Annotated in this window: 19 protein-coding genes, 1 other RNA gene and 1 pseudogene; 18 read left to right on the forward strand and 3 right to left on the reverse strand. The window is 41.3% G+C overall.

Translation table 11 applies throughout. The annotated features are described in order from the left end of the window. Positions 1-111 precede the first annotated feature (111 nt). The 15 genes and pseudogenes from CSV61_RS12100 to CSV61_RS17110 all read left to right on the forward strand — a co-directional run. Entirely contained in the window at positions 112-1,137 is a 1,026-nt protein-coding gene (locus tag CSV61_RS12100) for a sugar-binding transcriptional regulator (protein ID WP_099639415.1), read from the forward strand. Positions 1,138-1,199: 62 nt separating this feature from the next. Further along, complete coding sequence (gene gap / locus CSV61_RS12105) at positions 1,200-2,207, forward strand: type I glyceraldehyde-3-phosphate dehydrogenase (RefSeq protein WP_099639416.1); 1,008 nt, start codon at positions 1,200-1,202, stop codon at positions 2,205-2,207. A gap of 133 nt (positions 2,208-2,340) precedes the next feature. Beyond that, a complete protein-coding gene (locus CSV61_RS12110; RefSeq protein WP_099639417.1) occupies positions 2,341-3,528 on the forward strand; it encodes a phosphoglycerate kinase in 1,188 nt (395 codons plus the stop codon). Positions 3,529-3,540: 12 nt separating this feature from the next. Continuing rightward, positions 3,541-4,305, forward strand: a complete 765-nt coding sequence (gene tpiA / locus CSV61_RS12115) for a triose-phosphate isomerase (protein ID WP_099639418.1) — start codon at positions 3,541-3,543, stop codon at positions 4,303-4,305. Next, positions 4,295-5,821 carry a 2,3-bisphosphoglycerate-independent phosphoglycerate mutase gene (gene gpmI, locus CSV61_RS12120; RefSeq protein WP_099639419.1) on the forward strand — a complete coding sequence of 509 codons (1,527 nt, stop codon included), beginning with the start codon at positions 4,295-4,297 and terminating at the stop codon, positions 5,819-5,821. The genes tpiA and gpmI overlap by 11 nt, the downstream gene beginning before the upstream one ends. Before the next feature lie 12 nt (positions 5,822-5,833). Beyond that, positions 5,834-7,129: a phosphopyruvate hydratase gene (gene eno / locus CSV61_RS12125; protein ID WP_099639420.1), complete on the forward strand. Its 1,296-nt coding sequence runs from the start codon at positions 5,834-5,836 to the stop codon at positions 7,127-7,129. Between the two features lie 110 nt (positions 7,130-7,239). After that, on the forward strand, positions 7,240-7,467 hold the full coding sequence (secG, locus tag CSV61_RS12130; protein WP_085426945.1) for a preprotein translocase subunit SecG: 228 nt from the start codon (positions 7,240-7,242) through the stop codon (positions 7,465-7,467). Positions 7,468-7,528: 61 nt separating this feature from the next. Then, positions 7,529-8,275 (forward strand): alpha/beta hydrolase, encoded by a 747-nt coding sequence (locus CSV61_RS12135; protein WP_029054060.1) that lies wholly within the window; start codon positions 7,529-7,531, stop codon positions 8,273-8,275. A 39-nt stretch (positions 8,276-8,314) separates the two neighbouring features. After that, positions 8,315-10,702, forward strand: coding sequence for a ribonuclease R (gene rnr, locus CSV61_RS12140; protein ID WP_099639421.1), 2,388 nt, complete (start codon positions 8,315-8,317; stop codon positions 10,700-10,702). Between the two features lie 42 nt (positions 10,703-10,744). Then, entirely contained in the window at positions 10,745-11,212 is a 468-nt protein-coding gene (smpB, locus tag CSV61_RS12145) for an SsrA-binding protein SmpB (protein WP_099639422.1), read from the forward strand. A gap of 90 nt (positions 11,213-11,302) precedes the next feature. Continuing rightward, positions 11,303-11,662, forward strand: a transfer-messenger RNA (tmRNA) gene (gene ssrA, locus CSV61_RS12150). A 176-nt stretch (positions 11,663-11,838) separates the two neighbouring features. After that, positions 11,839-11,988, forward strand: a complete 150-nt coding sequence (locus tag CSV61_RS16855; RefSeq protein ID WP_156890526.1) for a hypothetical protein — start codon at positions 11,839-11,841, stop codon at positions 11,986-11,988. After that, positions 11,988-12,338, forward strand: coding sequence for a type II toxin-antitoxin system RelE/ParE family toxin (locus CSV61_RS12155; RefSeq protein ID WP_099627434.1), 351 nt, complete (start codon positions 11,988-11,990; stop codon positions 12,336-12,338). Before CSV61_RS16855 ends, CSV61_RS12155 begins: the two co-directional genes overlap by 1 nt. 144 nt (positions 12,339-12,482) lie before the next feature. Further along, a complete protein-coding gene (locus CSV61_RS12160) occupies positions 12,483-12,914 on the forward strand; it encodes a Fic family protein (protein ID WP_099639423.1) in 432 nt (143 codons plus the stop codon). After that, positions 12,913-13,134, forward strand: a pseudogene (locus CSV61_RS17110) (IS5/IS1182 family transposase); the annotation flags it as partial. The gene CSV61_RS12160 and the pseudogene CSV61_RS17110, both read left to right, overlap by 2 nt. 13 nt (positions 13,135-13,147) lie before the next feature. Here CSV61_RS17110 and CSV61_RS12170 read toward each other — a convergent pair. Genes CSV61_RS12170 through CSV61_RS12180 form a run of 3 tightly spaced genes read right to left on the reverse strand, consistent with a single transcriptional unit; the run spans position 13,148 to position 16,851 of the window. Beyond that, positions 13,148-14,254, reverse strand: a complete 1,107-nt coding sequence (locus CSV61_RS12170; protein ID WP_099639424.1) for a Ger(x)C family spore germination protein — start codon at positions 14,252-14,254, stop codon at positions 13,148-13,150. Then, on the reverse strand, positions 14,229-15,371 hold the full coding sequence (locus CSV61_RS12175) for a GerAB/ArcD/ProY family transporter (RefSeq protein ID WP_369824368.1): 1,143 nt from the start codon (positions 15,369-15,371) through the stop codon (positions 14,229-14,231). The genes CSV61_RS12170 and CSV61_RS12175 overlap by 26 nt, the downstream gene beginning before the upstream one ends. Before the next feature lie 4 nt (positions 15,372-15,375). Beyond that, positions 15,376-16,851, reverse strand: coding sequence for a spore germination protein (locus tag CSV61_RS12180; RefSeq protein ID WP_233193593.1), 1,476 nt, complete (start codon positions 16,849-16,851; stop codon positions 15,376-15,378). A 757-nt stretch (positions 16,852-17,608) separates the two neighbouring features. On the opposite strand from CSV61_RS12180, the gene CSV61_RS17225 reads away from it, so the two are divergent. Genes CSV61_RS17225 through CSV61_RS12190 form a run of 3 tightly spaced genes read left to right on the forward strand, consistent with a single transcriptional unit; the run spans position 17,609 to position 19,847 of the window. Continuing rightward, positions 17,609-17,740 (forward strand): hypothetical protein, encoded by a 132-nt coding sequence (locus tag CSV61_RS17225; RefSeq protein ID WP_255408192.1) that lies wholly within the window; start codon positions 17,609-17,611, stop codon positions 17,738-17,740. A gap of 19 nt (positions 17,741-17,759) precedes the next feature. Further along, complete coding sequence (locus tag CSV61_RS12185) at positions 17,760-19,385, forward strand: sodium/proline symporter (RefSeq protein WP_099639427.1); 1,626 nt, start codon at positions 17,760-17,762, stop codon at positions 19,383-19,385. A 15-nt stretch (positions 19,386-19,400) separates the two neighbouring features. Then, entirely contained in the window at positions 19,401-19,847 is a 447-nt protein-coding gene (locus CSV61_RS12190; protein WP_099639428.1) for a hypothetical protein, read from the forward strand. The last annotated feature ends 49 nt before the right edge of the window (positions 19,848-19,896 follow it).

A 19,896-nucleotide genomic window follows, 5' to 3' on the forward strand; every position in this document is an offset into this window, starting at 1 on the left:
GTGTTTCGTTTCTGAACATGCTATACTTCATGTATAGTATTTTTTTACACTAGGTGGGACAAGAATAATCAGTAGGGACCAAATATAACCCACTTGAAAAGAGTGATGTGAGTGAACTTATCATTTTACGAAGCGCAACTCGCACTTGTACCTGAACTTCCGCTGTTGATCGAGCAACGCTATCAGATGTTGAAACTGATTAAGGCGTCGGGGCCTGTCGGCAGACGAACACTTAGTTCTATGTCCGGCTATTCCGAAAGGGAAACACGTACGATGCTTGATTTAATGAAAGAACAAGAATTGGTGCATATTGCGAAAGAAGGCGTATCGACTACTAAAAAAGGTATAGAAGTGCTCTTTGTATTGCATGATACGATGGAAGAGAAATCGGGTAGACGACAACTTGCGAATGAGTTGGCGGAGCGTCTCGGTATTCTGAAAGTACATGTGGTGGAAGGGAATTCTGATGACTCAGCTTTGACGAAAAAGCTACTCGGTATGCAAGCGGCGAAACAATTTCGTTCACGCATTAAGGGCAATGAAATTGTCGCTGTAACTGGTGGCAGTTCAGTAGCCGCGATTCCATCATTTATGCAGCAAGATGAATTGCCGAATGTGCAATTCATTGCAGCAAGAGGTGGCGTTGGAGAAGAAGTGGGGTTGCAGGCGAATATGATTGCTGCTTCGTTTGCCGAATCATGTCAAGCCACGTATAAAGCATTTTATTATCCAGATACTCTAAGTGAAGTAGCGCATGCGGTATTCCAGCATGAGCCTGCTGCGAAAGAGATGTTGGCGTTATATAGTCGCACCGATTGCGTCATTCACGGTGTCGGGGATGCGACGAAGATGGCTGTATTGCGAAACTCTTCCGAAGAAGAACAACAAATTCTACGGGATCAGCAAGCAAAAGGTGAAGCATTCGGCTTTTATTTCAATCAGCAAGGTGAGATTGTCCATCGGATCCGAACAGTTGGGATTCAAATGGAGCAATTGCAAGACGTGCCGCTCGTGTTCACAGTAGCTGGCGGAGCGAGTAAAGCGGAAGCATTGCTGTCGTATTTGGCGAGTGCACCGTCCCAAACTATTTTGATAACAGATGAAGGGGCAGCACAGAATATGCTGTCGCTTATGTAAAAATGCAGAGACCATGCCTAGAAGGCGAAATGATACAACTACTTTAACGGAGGCGATTTAGTATGGCAGTGAAAATAGCGATTAATGGATTTGGACGAATTGGACGATTGGTACTTCGCGAAGCATTTGCAGCAGAAGATATGGAAGTCGTGGCCATCAATGATTTAGCGGATGCTGCGATGTTGGCTCATTTATTGAAATATGATTCCGTACACGGCATTTTCGACGCAGATGTACAATCGGATGAGTCTTCAATCACTGTAAATGATAAAAAGATTAGCGTGTTTGCAGAAAAAGATCCTGCGAACCTACCGTGGAAAGACCTAGGCGTAGATATCGTCATCGATTGTACAGGTGTCTTCCGCTCAAAAGAAGGATTGCAAAAGCACCTCGATGCAGGCGCGAAGAAAGTCATTTTGTCGGCTCCAGCGCAAGGCGATATGACGACGCTTGTAATGGGGGTTAATGAAGGAACGTATGACGCGGCGAATGATCACATCGTGTCGAACGCGTCTTGTACGACGAACTGTTTAGCGCCTGTCGTAAAAGTGTTGAACGATTCATTCGGCATTAAGCGCGGTATGATGACAACCATTCACTCGTATACGAACGACCAGAAGATTCTCGATCTACCACATTCCGATTACCGACGTGCGCGTGCGGCGGGTGTATCGATGATTCCGACGACGACGGGTGCGGCTTCTGCTGTAACGAAAGTAATTCCTGAACTGAAAGGAAAACTAGATGGAATGGCTGTACGCGTGCCAACTCCAAACGTATCACTTGTGGACTTTGTGACGGAATTAGAAAAAGACGTCACAGTAGAAGAGGTAAACCAAGCATTCAAGAAAGCAGCTGAAGGCGATTTAAAAGGACTGCTGTTCTTCAGTGACTTACCATTAGTATCTGTTGACTACAATGGCAACACAGCTTCTTCCACAGTAGATGGTTTGTCTACTATGGTGATGGAAGATAATATGGTGAAAGTCGTTTCTTGGTATGATAATGAATCTGGTTACTCCGCTCGTTGTATCGATCTTGCACGATATATGAACGAACAAGGCCTATAATTCGATAAAACCATCAATTCTGTTATAAATCGTAGCCATTCCACATGTAACCGATTATAATGAATAAATATGGGTGAGAGGAACGGAGAACCCCGTTCCTCTTTTTGTATTGAAGCCAAGGAGGACTTACGGAATGAACATGAAAAAGACGATCAGAGATATTCAATTGAAGGGCCAACGCGTATTTTGTCGCGTGGATTTCAACGTACCGATGGAAGAGGGAAAGGTAACGGATGATACACGCATTAAAGCAGCTTTACCAACAATTAACTATATGACGAACGCAGGGGCAAAGGTTATTTTAGCTAGCCATTTAGGACGACCTAAAGGTGAAGTGAAGGAAGACATGCGCTTGACACCTGCTGGCAATCAATTGTCTGAGCTTCTTGGTAAGCCTGTGAAAAAACTCGATTCATCGATTGGTGAAGAAGTAGAAAAAGCGATTGCAGACATGAAAGACGGCGACGTGATCTTGCTGGAAAACGTTCGCTTTAATCCAGGCGAAGAGAAGAATGACGCGGAATTATCGAAGCAATTTGCTGCTCTTGCAGACGTCTTTGTCAATGATGCATTCGGAACAGCGCACCGCGCACATTCTTCCACTGCAGGCATTGCAGAGTACATACCAGGCGTTCTAGGCTTCCTGCTTGAGAAAGAATTAGATGTTCTCGGAAAAGCCTTGTCTCATCCGGATCGTCCGTTCACAGCGATTATTGGCGGTGCGAAAGTAAAAGACAAAATCGGCGTAATTGACAATTTACTGGATAAAGTAGATAACTTGTTGATTGGTGGCGGATTGTCGTATACATTCACACGCGCACAAGGTCACGAAACGGGAGATTCATTAGTAGAGGAAGATAAAGTAGAATTGGCGAAGTCGTTCATTGAAAAGGCGAAGCAAAAGGCCGTGAATCTATACTTGCCGACAGATGCAGTCGTGGCGAATCAGTTTGCAGCGGATGCAGAAACACAAACGGTTGCAGTCGATGCGATTACAGAAGGTTGGATGGGTCTAGATATCGGACCAGAAACAGCAGCGCGTTATGAGCAAGTCATTAAAGACTCGAAGTTTGTCATTTGGAACGGACCGATGGGTGTATTCGAAATGGAATCATTCGCAAACGGAACGAAAACCGTGGCGGACGCAATGGCAGAAACGACTGCTTATACCGTGATTGGTGGAGGAGACTCCGCAGCGGCAGTAGAAAAGTTTGAAGTAGCGGATCAAATGGATCATGTATCTACAGGTGGCGGCGCGTCACTCGAATTCATGGAAGGCAAAGAATTACCGGGCGTCGCTGTACTACAAGATCGAGAATAAGGAGGAATTCTTTTGCGAAAACGAATCATCGCGGGCAACTGGAAAATGTTTAAATTATCTGGTGAAGCTGCAGATTTTGCGGAACACATTAAAGAACAACTCACGGTGTCAGATCAAGTCGAAGCAGTCATTTGCCCACCGGCATTGTATCTGAACGGTTTACTACAACGTTTTGAAACGACTGCGATCAAAGTAGGCGCTCAAACGATGCATGATACTGACGAAGGAGCATTCACGGGCGAAATCAGCCCAGCTATGCTCGAAGACTTAGGCGTACAGTATGTCATTCTTGGACATTCCGAACGTCGTCAGTATTTCAATGAAACGGACGATACCGTAAATAAAAAAGTACTCGCAGCGTTCAACCATCACCTCGTACCCATCGTGTGTGTAGGAGAATCGTTGGAACAACGCGAAGCACTTGAAACGGTTTCGATTGTCTCAGCACAAGTAGAAAAAGCGTTTCTAGGCGTGCCAGCGGAACAAGCGAAACAAGCTGTTATTGCGTACGAACCTATCTGGGCGATCGGCACAGGCAAAACCGCAACAGCCGACGATGCCAATGAAGTATGTGCAGCGATCCGTCATAAAGTCGAAACACTGTATACAGCAGACGTAGCCAATGCCGTTCGTATTCAATACGGTGGTAGTGTAAAACCTGAAAATATTACTGAATTACTCAGCAAGGACAATATCGACGGTGCGTTAGTTGGAGGAGCAAGTCTTGATCCGACAGCATTCGTAAAATTAGTGGAGGCTGGAACTCATGGGGAATAAACCGGTCGCGTTAATTATCTTGGACGGCTTCGGCTTACGAGATGAAACGTACGGCAACGCGGTAGCACACGCCAACATTCCGAACTTTGATTTGCTGTGGGAGAACTATCCTCACGCAACGTTGACGGCGTGTGGAGAAGCAGTAGGGTTACCAGAAGGACAAATGGGGAACTCTGAAGTAGGTCACTTAAATATTGGTGCGGGACGTATCGTCTATCAGAGCTTGACGCGCATCAACAAGTCGATTCGTGAAGGCGAGTTCTTTGAGAACGCGACATTGCTGGAAACGATGGCGCATGTCAAAACGAAAGGCTCTGCACTTCACGTGATGGGTCTACTATCAGACGGCGGTGTTCACAGTCATTATGAACATTTATTCGCTTTATTGAAAATGGCGAAAGAGCATGGCGTAGAACGTGTCTACTTGCATGCATTCTTGGATGGACGCGACGTGGGCCCGACGACGGCTCTTCCTTACATCAAACGGACAGAAGATGTAATGGAAGAAGTCGGTGTCGGCCAGATCGCAACAGTGTCCGGCAGATACTTTGCGATGGACCGCGACAAGCGCTGGGAACGCGTACAGAAAACGTATGATGCCATGGTCTACGGAATTGGACCTCATTGTGATTCAGCAGAAGAAGGAGTCCGCGCTTCGTATGCCGAAGAAATACATGATGAGTTTGTCGAGCCGTTTGTCATTCAACAAGATGGCAAACCGGTAGCGACGATCGAAAACGGGGATGCAGTCGTTTTCTTCAATTTCCGTCCAGACCGTGCGATTCAAATGTCACGTGCGATCACGCAACCGGACTTTGATGGCTTCGATCGAGGCGTGAAAAATTTTACGGACTTACATTTTGTCGGCTTTACGCATTATAATGATGATGTAGTAGCAGACATTGTATTTCATAATGTCAATCTAACCAAAACAATCGGTGAAGTGCTTGAAGACCAAGGCAAGCGTCAGTTGCGTATTGCGGAAACGGAAAAGTATCCGCATGTGACGTTCTTTATGAGTGGCGGACGCGAAGAGACGTTTGAAGGCGAAACGCGTATTCTGATCAATTCTCCGAAAGTCGCGACGTATGATTTGAAACCGGAGATGAGCGCATACGAAGTAACAGATGCGTTAGTTGCGGAAATCGAAGCGGAACGACAAGATGCGATCATTCTGAACTTCGCGAATCCGGATATGGTTGGCCATAGCGGAATGCTAGAGCCAACTGTTAAAGCAATTGAAACGGTCGATACGTGTTTAGGCCGAATCATTGACGCCTTATCTGCAAAAGGCGGATCGGCTATCATCACAGCGGATCACGGTAATGCAGATGAAGTCACTACCATCGGTGGACAACCGATGACAGCGCACACGACGAATCCTGTACCTGTCATCGTCACGAATCCAGATGTAGTGCTGCGTACAGACGGTATTCTGGCAGATTTGGCACCGACAATGTTGAAAATGTTAGGTATTCCACAACCGGTTGAAATGACCGGAAAACCATTATTCTAAGGAGAGATTTTCATGCCAATCATTACCCACATTCAAGCTAGAGAAGTATTGGATTCACGAGGCAATCCAACTGTAGAAGTAGAAGTATTCACAGAAAGCGGTGCCTTTGGACGTGCCATCGTACCATCCGGTGCATCTACTGGGGAGTATGAAGCGGTAGAACTACGTGACGGCGACGAAAATCGTTATAACGGTAAAGGCGTATTGAAAGCAGTAGATCACGTCAATGAAGTGATCTCTTCTGAACTAGAAGAAAACTATTCAGTGTTGGATCAAGTCGTGATCGACAGAGCATTGATCGAATTAGACGGTACCGACAATAAAGGCAAGCTTGGTGCCAACGCAATCCTAGGTGTATCCATGGCAGTTGCACACGCAGCAGCAGATTACTTGGACGTTCCATTGTACCAGTACCTTGGCGGATTCAACGCGAAGCAATTGCCGGTACCGATGATGAACATCTTAAACGGTGGAGAGCACGCAGATAACAACGTCGACATCCAAGAATTCATGATAATGCCAGTTGGCGCAGAATCTTTCCGTCATGCACTTCGCATGGGTACGGAAATATTCCACAGCCTGAAATCCGTTCTTCACGGTAAAGGCTTGAACACAGCAGTTGGAGACGAAGGCGGATTTGCTCCGAACTTAGCTTCTAACGAAGAAGCACTTTCTACGATTATCGAAGCAATTGAAAAAGCAGGGTACAAAGCGGGCGAAGACATCTTGCTTGCGATGGACGTAGCTTCTTCTGAGTTCTACGATCAAGATCAAAACAACTACTACCTTGCAGGTGAAGATATTCGTAAAACATCTGAAGAAATGGTTGCTTGGTATGAAGAGCTTTGCGAAAAGTACCCAATCGTGTCGATCGAAGACGGTTTGGACGAGAACGACTGGGCTGGCCACAAGTTATTGACAGAACGTCTTGGCAGTAAAGTTCAACTAGTGGGTGACGATCTATTCGTGACAAACACAGACAAATTATCACGTGGAATCAAAGAAGGCATCAGTAACTCGATTCTGATCAAAGTGAACCAGATCGGTACATTGACTGAAACATTCGATGCAATTGAAATGGCGAAACGCGCAGGCTACACTGCAGTTATTTCTCACCGTTCAGGTGAATCAGAAGACGTCACGATTGCAGACATCGCAGTCGCTACAAACGCTGGCCAAATCAAAACGGGTGCACCTTCTCGTTCGGATCGTGTCGCGAAATACAATCAATTGCTTCGTATCGAAGATCAATTGTTTGAAACAGCGCAGTACCTAGGCAAAGAGACATTCTATAATTTGAATAAATAATAGCATCTATTACTGGTCAATCGGCATAATTTGTAACAAAAGGTTGTGCCGAGAGACTTGCTTTGGTAGAATAGAAATGTTGTAACTTGCTATTTTTGGAGGTGGAAAACATGCATGCCGTTCTAACAGCATCGCTGATAGTCGTAGCTATAGCATTAATAGTAGTCGTTTTATTGCAATCCGGTAAGAGTGCGGGACTGTCAGGGGCCATCTCCGGAGGCGCAGAGCAACTTTTCGGAAAACAAAAAGCACGTGGATTAGACCTCGTTCTACAAAGAGCGACCATCGTCTTATCCGTCCTATTTTTTGTCCTAACCATTGCGATCATGAAAATATAAAATGCAAGCGCCTGACCATGTTTGAACGGTCAGGCGCTTTTCGTAGAAAGGAACGAAATACATGCGAATTGCCCAACCGAAACCATTCTTCTTTCAACATGGAAAACGTGCGGTATTACTATTGCATGGTTTTACAGGAACATCCGCGGATGTGCGGATGCTCGGCCGCTTCCTTGAAAAACATAATTACACTTCATTGGCACCACATTACCGCGGTCATGGCGTGCCGCCTGAAGAATTGATCGAGACAAATCCTGACCAGTGGTGGCAAGATGTACTGGATGCATATAATGAGCTAAAAGAGGCAGGATATGAAGAGATTGCTGTGGCGGGATTATCGCTTGGTGGTGTATTTTCACTAAAGCTTGCAGCGCAATTTCCGCTAAAAGGCATCGTGACGATGTGCGCACCGATGACGATGAAAACGACCGACTTGATGTGGTCAGGCGTGCTGAAATATGCACGAGACTACAAAAAAATCGCGGGCCTATCAGACGAGCAAATCAAAGTAGAAATGGACGACTTGAAAACGAAGTCCATGCCAGGTTTAGACGGTTTGCAATCCATGGTCCAAGGCGTACGCGACCAAGTCGACTGCATCTACACACCATTACTCGTTGTTCAATCGCGTCACGACGATGTAATCGACCCGAATTCCGCACAAATCATCTATGACGAAGCTGAATCTACAGAAAAAGAACTACAATGGTACGAAGAATCGGGACATGTCATTACACTAGGTCCCGAAAAAGCACAACTTCACGAAAATATACTACATTTTTTAGAATCCCTTGATTGGCAAGAGTGAAATTAGGGGAAGATATAACTAAAGGAACAAAAGGAGGAGATGGTTTTTTTGGAACCAAATATAAAAGAGTTACAAGAACGGGTTATGTCTTTATTAAAAGAAAAATCCTATATACCGTCCACTGTGCACGAGATACAAGAAGCACTCGGCTTAGAACAAGCGGACGAATTTAAAGACTTAGTAAAAATGCTCGTACAATTAGAACAGAGCGGGAAAATCGTGCGTTCACGCAATAACCGCTACGGCCTGCCTGAACAAATGAATCTACTTCGCGGTAAATTCATTGGTCATGCAAAAGGCTTCGGCTTCGTAGTACCAGAGGAAGTAGAAGGCGATGATGTCTTCATCCCACCCCATGAAGTCAACAGCGCAATGAATGGCGATATCGTCTTCGTACGCGTATCAGACGACTCATTTGGAGATCGTCGCGAAGGGGTTGTCACGAAAGTCGTCGAGCGTAAAACGACACAAGTCGTCGGAACGTATCAAGCACATGAAGGATATGGTTTCGTCTTACCGGACGACAAGAAATTGCCGATGGACCTCTACATCGAAAAAGGTCATTCACTAGAAGCGGTAGAAGGTCAGAAAGTAATTGCTGAAATTACGAACTGGCCAAGCGATGAAAACAAAGCAACTGGTATGATCACAAAGATTCTTGGCCATAAAAATGACCCAGGTGTAGACATCCTATCGATCATTCACAAACATGGCATTGCGATCGAATTCCCTGAGAACGTCATGGAACACGCGACAAGTGTACCGACGACCGTTCAGCCAGAAGACTTCGAAGGCCGTAAAGACTTACGTAATGAATTGACGATGACGATTGACGGTGCCGACGCAAAAGACTTGGATGACGCGATTTCCGTCTTCAAAGAAGACAATGGATCCTATCGTCTATTTGTCCATATCTCAGACGTGAGCTACTATGTCACGGAGAATTCTCCGATGGACGTAGAAGCGGCAGACCGTGGAACGAGTGTCTATTTGACAGACCGCGTGATACCGATGTTACCGCATCGCTTGTCTAACGGAATTTGTTCCATCAATCCTGGAGAAGACCGCTTGACGTTGACGTGCGAAATGAAAGTCGATTCGAACGGTAAAGTCATTGATCATGCCATTTATCCAAGTGTCATCAACTCGAATTACCGTATGACATACGATGACGTGTACCAAATTATCGAGCATCAAGACGAAGAACTATCAAAGAAATACGAAGAAATCGTACCGATGTTAAACGATATGGCGAAACTAGCGAGCATTTTCCGCAAGAAACGTCAAGATCGTGGTGCCATCGATTTCGACTTCAAAGAATCCAAAATTCTAGTAGATGAAAACGGCTGGCCGACAGACGTAGTCATTGTGGAGCGTACAGTATCTGAACGCTTGATCGAGGAATTTATGCTAGCTGCCAACGAAACCGTTGCAGAGCACTTCGACCGCATGAAAGTACCGTTCTTATACCGAATTCACGAAGATCCAAAAGAAGAGAAACTACAACGCTTCTTCGAGTTCCTGACAACATTCGGAATCGTCGTCAAGGGAACAGGCAAACAAGTCGATTCAGGTGCATTACAAGAAATCGTTGAATCGATCGAAGGAATGCCAGAACAATCGCTCATCTCGACGATGTTATTACGTTCGATGCAACAAGCGAAATACTTCCAAGACAGTATCGGTCACTTCGGATTGTCAACGAAATATTATACGCACTTCACTGCACCGATCAGAAGATACCCAGATTTAATCGTTCACCGTCTGATCCGCACGTATTTATTCAATAAAGACACATCGGCTCAAACGGTTGCCCATTGGTCTGCTACACTGCCTGAGATTGCTCGACATACGTCTGAACGTGAACGCCGTGCAGTAGATGCAGAACGTGATACGAACGCACTGAAGAAAGCGCAGTTTATGCTCGACAAAGTAGGGGAAGAGTTTGAAGGAGTCATTTCTTCTGTTACGAACTTCGGAATCTTTGTAGAGCTAGAGAACACGGTAGAAGGACTAGTGCATGTCAAAAACATGAACGACGACTACTATCGCTTTGATGATCGCCAAATGATGATGATCGGCGAACGTACAGCGAAACAATACCGGATTGGAGACGAAGTAAAAGTGCGTGTGACTTCTGTGAAACCAGAAGAGCAATCAGTCGACTTCGAAATCGTCGGAATGAAAGAAAACTTCAGAGGCTCTCGTAAAGAGTCACCAAAAGTGATTCAAGCTAGCAGAGGTAAGAGCCGAGGCCAAGGTGCTGGTAGAGGAAGAGGCCAAGCGCAAGGTTCTGGTAAGAAATCCAGTGCGGGTGGCGGAGCGAAAAGTTCCAGCGACAAGCGCAATAAAAAATACGAGAAACCAAAGAAGAAGTTTTATGAAGGAATGCCAAAGAAATCTAAGAAACGTCCAAAGAAAAAATAAGACTGGAGCTTGTCTCCGGTCTTCCGTCAGGGAGGAAGTTGCATGGCCAAGGGAACCGGTAAAGTACTCGCCGTCAATAAAAAGGCGAATTTTGATTACGCAATTGAAGAAACGATTGAAGCGGGAATCGTGTTAAAAGGAACGGAAATTAAATCGATCCGCAAAGGGAAAGTCCAGTTGCGCGATGCATTTATATTGATCCGTAATAACGAAGCATGGTTGTCGAATATGCACATTAGCCCGTATGAACAGGGAAATATTCATAACCATGATCCTGTCCGCGTGCGGAAATTACTGTTGCACAAAAAACAGATTGCTTCACTCACAGGCACGATGAAAGAGCAAGGCTATTCGATCATCCCATTGAAAATGTATATTAAAAACGGCTTCGCCAAAGTATTAATCGGTGTAGGTAAAGGGAAGAAACTCTATGATAAGCGCCAAGACTTGAAAGAAAAAGAGCATAAGCGCGATATGCAACGAGCTTTCAAAGCCAATCAACAAGATTGATATTTCAGCTGAATTATTGTATACTAGATGAAGTATCAAGTACGACCCGCCGTTTTAAGTGAAACGGGCCTGGGTTCCGGACTTTCCTTCGGGGACGTTACGGATTCGACAGGGGTGGTCTGGGCTTGAGCCGCGCGTCGGAGGGATCGTCTCCGTCAGAAACGACAGTTAATAATAACTGGCAAAACAAACAACAACCTAGCATTCGCAGCATAAGCTGTTGAATCTACCTTCCGTTTCCATCGCTCATGTGGAGGCGTAAGGTTCACTTATAGTGAGCTACGATGACATCTGCATTCTGAGGCTGTCATAAGAGATTCCCGGAATAGCGCACAGGAAGCCCTGATTGATGGCATAATGCTTGCGCGAAACCAAATGATCAATCTACACGCGTAGACGCTGAAGTAGCAGAGCCTTTGGACGTGGGTTCGACTCCCACCGTCTCCATTATGAGATTAAGGTGTAATAAGATGTAAGGGATATTGTACAAGAGAACCTCTTGTGTGATATCCCTTATTTTTAAAATAAAGTAAAACGATGTTTAAATCATCATGCTCATTACATACTTACACATATACATAATCTGAAAGGATGTGGTATGTGTGGATGAGAAGGAGGAAAATGAAATGGCCATTTTAAAAGACAATCAGGCAGATAGTAAAAAAATACTGACAGAATCTATAAAAGAAGTAGACCAAATGAGAAAGGGAAAGCTACCCAAACATTCATATAAGGATATGATGAACCGAGTGAGGAAGAGCTTAGAAGAAAAATAATGGAGTATAAAGTGCTTGGCGTTAAAGCGTTCGAAAAAGAGCTTTTAAAAATCGCTAGAAAATATCCAGTAGTGGTTGATTTAGTCGATTCCCTTTTTGCGGATTTTGAAGAAGGTAAATTATATGGGGACCGAATTCCCAGAACCAAAGGAAATGTCGTATATAAAACCAGATTGAGTAATCCAAATGCAAACAAAGGAAAGAGTGGCGGATTTCGTGTAATATGGTATTTAGTCACAGCCGACTTAGAAATATATCCGTTAACCATTTACTCTAAAAACGAACAAGAAGATATATCTGTAAACGAAATCATACGAATAATAGATCGAATTTTAGAAAATGAATTGTAGTGAAGCAGCTATACGAAGACGTTGAATACATCTGAAAATATATCCAGTGATGAATCGGTTTTCTATACTTTTTCGATGAAGGGATATTGTACAAGAGTGAGCTCTTGCACAATATCCCTTATTTTAATAAAGGGGATGTAAGCTGTGATAGAAAAAACGGATCGATTTTCACTGTTAAAAAAGAATGTCGATCAACGACGACCAATTTCAAAAGGGCTTATTCGTAGCTTGAAAGAAGACTTTTTAATTAAAAATACATATCACTCCAATGCGATTGAAGGAAATAGGCTAACAGTTTATGAAACGAAAGCGGTGCTAGAGGACGGCATAGTTATTGCTGGAAAATCCATGAGAGAGCACCTAGAAGCTATTAATCATAAGGAAGCTATTTTAGTTGCAGAAGAAATAGTGCAGCAAGATCAGCCCCTCTCGGAAATAGTGATTAAAGAATTGCATGGCATCGTCTTGCATTCAATAGACAGAGCAAATGCAGGGAAGTATAGAGAGCAGAATGTAATCATATCAGGTGCCTCTTATACTCCACCTGATGCTGTAAGTAGTTCCACAGATCCATGATGAACTAATTCTACTTGCCATCGACGAAGGGCGTATCAGCGATAAATATGTCGCCTTCGATGCCACACATTTTGAGGCAAGAGATCGAGTCCAAGCCGCCAAAAAGAAAAAGAAGCAGGTACCGAAAAAGCACGGACGGAAGCCTAAGGCCGAACGTGAACAATGGTTAAAGGAAAAGCAGGCTGAAGAAGACGCACGTCCGATTAATGAGAAAGAGATTGCAATAGGAAGAATTAAAGGTTTTGCCTTTTTGAATTTGCATCCGTCAAAGGATTAATATTAATATTGTATTTTATTTTAATGTCCATCTTCTTGTAAAGTTCAATCCATTTTTTTTCATCCATTGGTTTTGAGAATGGTTTTAATGTATGAATGCCTAGCTGTAATGGATCCACATTCAATTCTTGCATCTTTTTTACTAGTTCTTGTGTTTGTTTTTCAAGATTGGATTGGATATCTTTTTTAAAATCTTCTAAATCCTGTGGGTCAAATAATTGCTTTTCTCCCCGGTATTCTTCAATTCTTGAGTCTATATTCACTGTATAGGTCATTGTAGACAAGCTTTTATTGATATCCACTTTCGTTTTAGACCTAACATGACCGAGAACAACTTGTAATTTTGGAATCGGTAAAACTGCTAAGTAGTGATCGTTGTGTAACAGTTGGAAGATACGATCATCAAAAGTTGTTAGTATTTCAACTAGTTTATCATTTTGAAACAGGGCTGTACCTTCATAGCTGATAGCGTCATTTTCTATTTTGAATACAGGTAAGAAAGGATCTGAATAAGGAGTATATAACAAATTTTTAAATTCATGTAGATTAACGACACTTAATTCTCCCTGATTTTTTTCCTCATAGTGCTTCAGCATTCGGTAAAAAGAGTAATCAAGATTTTCTTGTTTGTCCAATTGATTTTCCAAGTATTCTTCAAAATTTCCTTTTACGATAACTAAATAGATTCTCAAAGAAATATCCGGATCAGTCAATAACACATTAATAATGGACATAATCCCCTCGTTTCTTCCGAGGTCTTCATTAATTATCAGCATTCGCATTTGCCCAAATTTCATTTCCTGGTAGAAGTTTAAATTAAAACTTCTTAGTACCTCCTTTATTAAGCTTACTTCTTGCGTCATTACACTCTTTTTTTCTTTGCTTAGAGGAGGCAAAATCGTACTGATTTTTATTTTACCTTCATCCCCTTTACTAAGTGATAAAAATGTGACTGGAGCAAGCTCTTCAATAATGTTATTTTCAGTAAAAGGGGCACATCCAGTTAACCATAATGCCATAAATATGATTGACAATTTTTTAGCCATCTTCTTTCGTAGTCTCATGTTTATTAAACCCCTTTATCTTCATCACTACGATAATAGTAATTGGAACCACTAAGTAACTTAAGCTTCCTGCTAAAATTTGAAGATTAAGTAAAATAACCTGCTTTTCATCTGACTTCCAAATCCATTCATTCACAAGAATCATTCCAATTAAAATAATGAATACACTGAATAAAAATCCTACTCGACTGGGTGGTCTCTCCATTTTCCCACTAGCTATTTTAGATGCTCCATAAAACAACAGTAGAAAAATTGAAACCGCAAAGACGATGTTAAATAATTCTAAAGAAAGCATGACCATATCAATACGTTCAATTACTGGATTTTGAAAATAACGAGCCATAGTGACAATTGGAAATTGACTTTTGCTTAAATAATTGGAACCGAAATAGAATAAGGACGCCATATATAAAAATACATACTCTATAACGGTTAGAGCATTGCCATAAGACAAATAGCGAAATGTCTTATTATTTGTTTTAAACCACGGTCCCAAAAATACCAGAAATTCAGGCCCTGAAAATGAAGATAAAATTAAAAATATTCCTTTCCAGGAATTCACACTTAATTCCATTGGAATAATCGGATACAAATCACTGAGTTGAGCTATTGGAGGAAAGAAGAAAAAAGCAAAGAACAAGAACATCCAAAATGTACCTAAAAATGAAATCACGACAAAACGTATAGTTTTTTCAACGCCCTTCCATGCTACATACAAACAAGACAACATAATAAAAAAGATCAGCCAATTTGAATCTGTAGCTGGAAACATAAATATTTGAACCATTTCCGAGAATCCTAACATGATCACGAAAAGTTTAAGCAGGATAAAGAACAACCCGATGAATGAGAGGAGTCGTACAAGTTTTTTTCCGAATAATTGGACAAATCCGTTGTACCCTTCGCTAGAAATCCGGGTTAAAAACCATTTGGATAAAAGAAGAATGTTTAGTTGAGACAATATGCCGACCGCTATAATCACCCAAATCATATATGAATGGATCAAAAACCTTGGCATAATCAAAAAAAAGTAAAGCATTTGGAGGCGATTTACCATCAACATGACATAGAACCCATTATAGGTTTCATTCTTATTAAATAATTGAAGGGCTTCCATCAGTTCATCTCCTAGTTTGATATCTCTTCATCTTCAGCGGTTTAAGATGTTCTGGACGCTCTTTCATTTTGACTAAAGGCCCTCGAATGAATAGGTCAAGCCAATCTTTTCCGTAGAAAGGGGCAACAGGAGATAAATATGGCTGCTTGAGTGAAGACAAGCCATTAAGGTGGGCTAAAATGATAATCATTGCCAAAACAATCCCTACTATCCCAAGAAACGAAGAAAATATAAGAAGAATGAATTGAATCAATGAATTCGCCTTTGTCACAAGGTAATTAGGAACAAGAAAAGATCCAATAGTTGAAATCCCTACCAAGACAATTAACACCTGACTTGCCATACCAGCCTCAACTGCTGCTTGACCAATTACAATGCCCCCAATAACCCCAAGCGTTTGACCAGTCTTTGTTGGCATCCTTAAACTTGCTTCTTTTATAATTTCAATAAAAATCAACATGATAAATGCTTCCCAAAAAGGAGTGAACGGAAGCTTGCTCCTTGACTCCACCAAGACGAAAAGTGTTTGTAAAGGAATCATTTGATAGTGATGAGTTGTTAATGCCACGTAGAATGGGATCAATGTGATAGACAGAATAAAACTTACATATCGGATGATGCGCAAAAAACTGGCAACTACCCATCGATTAATATAATCCTCTGGTGATTGGAACAAATGAAAAAAAGTAATTGGGGCAACGAGAGCAAAAGGTGTATTGTCTACCAGAATCGTAATTTTTCCTGATCCCAGAGAATAAGCAACAACATCAGGTCGGTCAGTTTGCTGAAACTGAGGAAAAATACTATCTTGATGTTCCTCCATGAATTCCGCTACTTGAGAAGAATCAGATAAGAGATCATAATTAATTTCCGAAATCTTCTTTTTGGCGGTTGAAACAAATTCTGGATTGGTCAGCCCTTCTATGTACAATAAAACCACATTTGTCTCACTTAAAGAACCAACGGTGAACTTCTCTGTTTTCAGATCATGTGTTAGAAGACGTCTACGAATGAGCGTAATATTTTGTTCTAGCTGTTCACTGAAGCTGTCTTTTGCTCCTAAAAGGATGGTTTCAGTATCGGATGGTTCAATTGCACGTCCAAGTGGATTTTCTAAAGGGATAGCGAACCAAAGGTTTGACGAAGAGTCAAATAACAAAACAGATCCTTTAAACAGCTGCTTTATTGCCTCATTAAAAGTGGAAATGGAGTTTATTGTTGAGTGAACATTGCATTCCTGAATGGATTGTTTGGAACAGTTAGATAAAGGTTTTAGAATGCTTTCATTTAATCTTTCTTGGTCAATCAGAGTTCTTACGTAGATAAGATCAACATTTTGATTTTCAGAAATATTGAGTTCCACAAATTCCGCATCATCCATTTGAACGAGGGCTTTTTTTAGAGTCTCTATTGATATTTCTGATTCTGCGTTTGATTGAGAAACAGGCTTATTTTCATCCTGTTGTTTTTTCCAAAACATGTACATTCCTCACTTCTATATGTTAAAAAGCATTTTGGAAGGACGGTAAAATTCGATATTAATTCCATTATTGGCTTTTTAAGTTTAAAATATACGAAACTAAATTAATAAGATGCAGGGGCACAAGTAGACATTAAAGAAGCGATAATGTGAGCGGACTCGATTGAATTGGGGCTGTTATTGTGTAATATTTTCGGCTATGAATCTGTGGAAGATGTTTGGAAATATATTCAGTGAGGGTTTTCTTATGAAAACAAATATAATTTATAGTTGTGGACGTTAATGTAGTAGAGCCTATGGACATGGATTCGACTCCCACGTCTCCATAATGGGTTAAGGTTGTTGAAATATGTATTATCAATAAAAAGGTTTACATAGTCTAATGCGTATGGTATATTAATTTTTGAAATCAGAAAGTTTAATATAGTCAATCAAAATTGATTTAAATATATGCAATATACTTTCACAGGCGAATGCGTTGGGTAAACCCATCTCATTGGCCTATACGCATTTAAATAGTTTCCATATTTTGCAATAGAAATTCATTACACTTTTCTAAGACCATCACTAAATTTTTTAACCCATCGATTGCTATAAATTTATTGCTAGATTTTTCACAAGTATATAATATCTCTTTACAGGCGAATGCGTTGGGTAAATCCAATTCATTGGCCTATACGTGTTTAAATACTTAATGATATTGAAAGCGCTAACAAGTAACTTATTTATAAAATTATTTTGAAAGGTGGTGATTTTCATGGGAGGATTTCCTTTAGCTGGCTGGTTAATATTAGTTGTTCCGCCTACGCTAATGATAGCTTCAGTACTAATTTGGTATTTTAAAGAAGTACAACGAGAAAAATTAGAAGACGAATTGTTGAATAAATAAACTTAGGGGGGTAACCGATTTGGGGGCAACAGGAATAGGAATATTAATAATTTTAATTTTGTATTTATTCATGTTATTGGGTATTGGATTATGGTCAGCGAGATCTAGTAACCAAGGATCAGAAGAGTATTTCTTGGGTGGAAGACGATTGGGGCCTTGGGTTATTTCAATGAGTGAAAAGGCTTCAGAAAGTAGTGGCTTTATGACGGCGGGGCTTCCAGGTGAAGCCTACTCATCTGGATTGAGCGCTGCATGGAATGCGGTATCTAGCTTATTTTCCATATTGAATTGGGTATTTTTTGCAAAACCTATTCGTCGACTTTCGGAGCTTTTGAATTCTTTAACAGTACCGGACTTTTTGTCTTCCAGATATCGTGATGATTCGAATATCATGCGGATTATTTCAATTATTGTAATGACGGTATTTCAAACAGTATATATTTGTGCGCAATTCATCGCATTTGGGGTACTGTTTGAAGTTGTTTTAGGAATTGACTTTGCCATAGGTGTTATCGTTGGCGGGATTATTACTATTTTGTACACGGTTGTTGGTGGGTTCTTCGCTGTTACATTAACCGACTTTATTCAAGGATTACTAATGGCATTTGCATTTGTCGTATTGCCAATTGTCGGCATCTTGAAGGTAGGCGGGTTTAATCAAATGGGATATGTCATAACTGAACAAATGGGATCTGATTTTTTGAAACCGTTTTTCGGAAGTCCTGTATTAACGCTCGCAGGTATTATTGCCATAATTAGTTACTTATTTATAGGTGTAGGCTTTAACGGTGCACCTCACGTGTTAATTCGCTATATGGCGTTGAGGAATACCCGTGATGTTAAAAAGATTGCAATTATTGGGATCATTTGGATGATGGTTGCATATTACGGAGCGGTTCTTATCGGTTTATCCGGACTTGCTCTGTTTCCAGGCATCGAAAATCCTGAACAGATTTTCCCACTTATGGCTATGGAATTATTGCCTTGGTGGATGGCAGGTGTCTTAATTGCAGCAGCACTTTCCGCACTTATGTCATCAATTGACTCGATGTTACTTATAGCATCCTCATCTATTGCCGAAGATTTATGGAATAAAGTATTTTATAAGGGACAACTAAGTGAAAAAAGTACAATTAGGGTATCGCAAATATCTACAGTTGTACTGGGTGTTATTTCGATAATCATTGCACTTAATCCCCTGGACTCTGTTTTCTGGCTGGCAGTATTTGCATGGGCCGGTTTGGCGACATGTTTTGGACCTCCTATCATTCTCTCTTTGTTTTGGAAGAATGTAACTAAGGCTGGAGCAATCACGGGGATGATTGTCGGTCCGTTAGTCACAATCATTTGGTACTTTTGGTCACCAATCGACATTTACGAAGGCGGTCCGGCTTTCATAGCAGCATTACTTTCGATTATTATTGTTAGTTTGTTTACGAATCCCCCTAAAGGTGACGATTTTGAGGATATGTGGACTTCGTATACGAAGAAGAATGAAGTAGGTACTCCAGAGTTTTTAGCTTCTGATTATGATTTTCTTAAGAAAATACAAAATAGTAATACTAACTTAAAAACAGATAAAGATATCGTCTGCGACCTGTTAAAAAGTAACTTCAATACAGCAAATCTTTTTACACAAAAGTAAAAAGGAGTGAACTACGTGACTGAACTGGCAAACGGATTGGAAACAGTTAAGATCATTGACTCTTCTTACGATTTAGAGGGTAGAGAAATCGTTTGTTATCCAAATCATATCTTCACTTTCAAAGTGAGTATTCATCGACTGTTTATGAAACCAAGGATTTTTTACTCCACGATAACAGTTGATATGGTAAAAGGGAATGCCGCTCTCTCAAATATGTTTCCCGAACATAAGACAATTGAAATTAGTGAACAATCTTTAGTTCCAACTTTAATTAAGGAAGAAACGGCAATTGAAGAAGCGAAGAAAGTAATTATAAAGTGGGCAAGACATAAGTTCAGGGTTTATAAAGCACCTGAAATTGAAATTGCTAAACAGGAAAAATTATACAAAGTATTTTTTTACGCTGAAGTTGATAACGAACCAATGATAGTTGATTCGATCAAAGGAGTAGAAATGAAATAACACAAAGTTTGCAATTAGACTTGCAAAAGTAGAGTGGAGGAAGTGGTGC

This window comes from Sporosarcina sp. P3, assembly GCF_002743415.1.
In the GTDB taxonomy this organism is placed as follows: Bacteria; Bacillota; Bacilli; order Bacillales_A; family Planococcaceae; genus Sporosarcina; species Sporosarcina ureae_A.

Bases quoted from the DNA above. Each gene is read 5' to 3' on its own strand.
- CSV61_RS12135 (WP_029054060.1), top strand. From the start codon at position 7,529: ATGCGAATTGCCCAACCGAAACCATTCTTCTTTCAACATGGAAAACGT.
- eno (WP_099639420.1), top strand. From the start codon at position 5,834: ATGCCAATCATTACCCACATTCAAGCTAGAGAAGTATTGGATTCACGA.
- smpB (WP_099639422.1), top strand. From the start codon at position 10,745: ATGGCCAAGGGAACCGGTAAAGTACTCGCCGTCAATAAAAAGGCGAAT.
- rnr (WP_099639421.1), top strand. From the start codon at position 8,315: ATGGTTTTTTTGGAACCAAATATAAAAGAGTTACAAGAACGGGTTATG.
- CSV61_RS12175 (WP_369824368.1), bottom strand. From the start codon at position 15,371: ATGGAAGCCCTTCAATTATTTAATAAGAATGAAACCTATAATGGGTTC.
- CSV61_RS12155 (WP_099627434.1), top strand. From the start codon at position 11,988: ATGGAGTATAAAGTGCTTGGCGTTAAAGCGTTCGAAAAAGAGCTTTTA.
- gap (WP_099639416.1), top strand. From the start codon at position 1,200: ATGGCAGTGAAAATAGCGATTAATGGATTTGGACGAATTGGACGATTG.
- gpmI (WP_099639419.1), top strand. From the start codon at position 4,295: ATGGGGAATAAACCGGTCGCGTTAATTATCTTGGACGGCTTCGGCTTA.
- CSV61_RS17225 (WP_255408192.1), top strand. From the start codon at position 17,609: ATGGGAGGATTTCCTTTAGCTGGCTGGTTAATATTAGTTGTTCCGCCT.
- CSV61_RS12110 (WP_099639417.1), top strand. From the start codon at position 2,341: ATGAACATGAAAAAGACGATCAGAGATATTCAATTGAAGGGCCAACGC.
- CSV61_RS12180 (WP_233193593.1), bottom strand. From the start codon at position 16,851: ATGTTTTGGAAAAAACAACAGGATGAAAATAAGCCTGTTTCTCAATCA.
- CSV61_RS16855 (WP_156890526.1), top strand. From the start codon at position 11,839: ATGGCCATTTTAAAAGACAATCAGGCAGATAGTAAAAAAATACTGACA.
- secG (WP_085426945.1), top strand. From the start codon at position 7,240: ATGCATGCCGTTCTAACAGCATCGCTGATAGTCGTAGCTATAGCATTA.
- CSV61_RS12170 (WP_099639424.1), bottom strand. From the start codon at position 14,254: ATGAGACTACGAAAGAAGATGGCTAAAAAATTGTCAATCATATTTATG.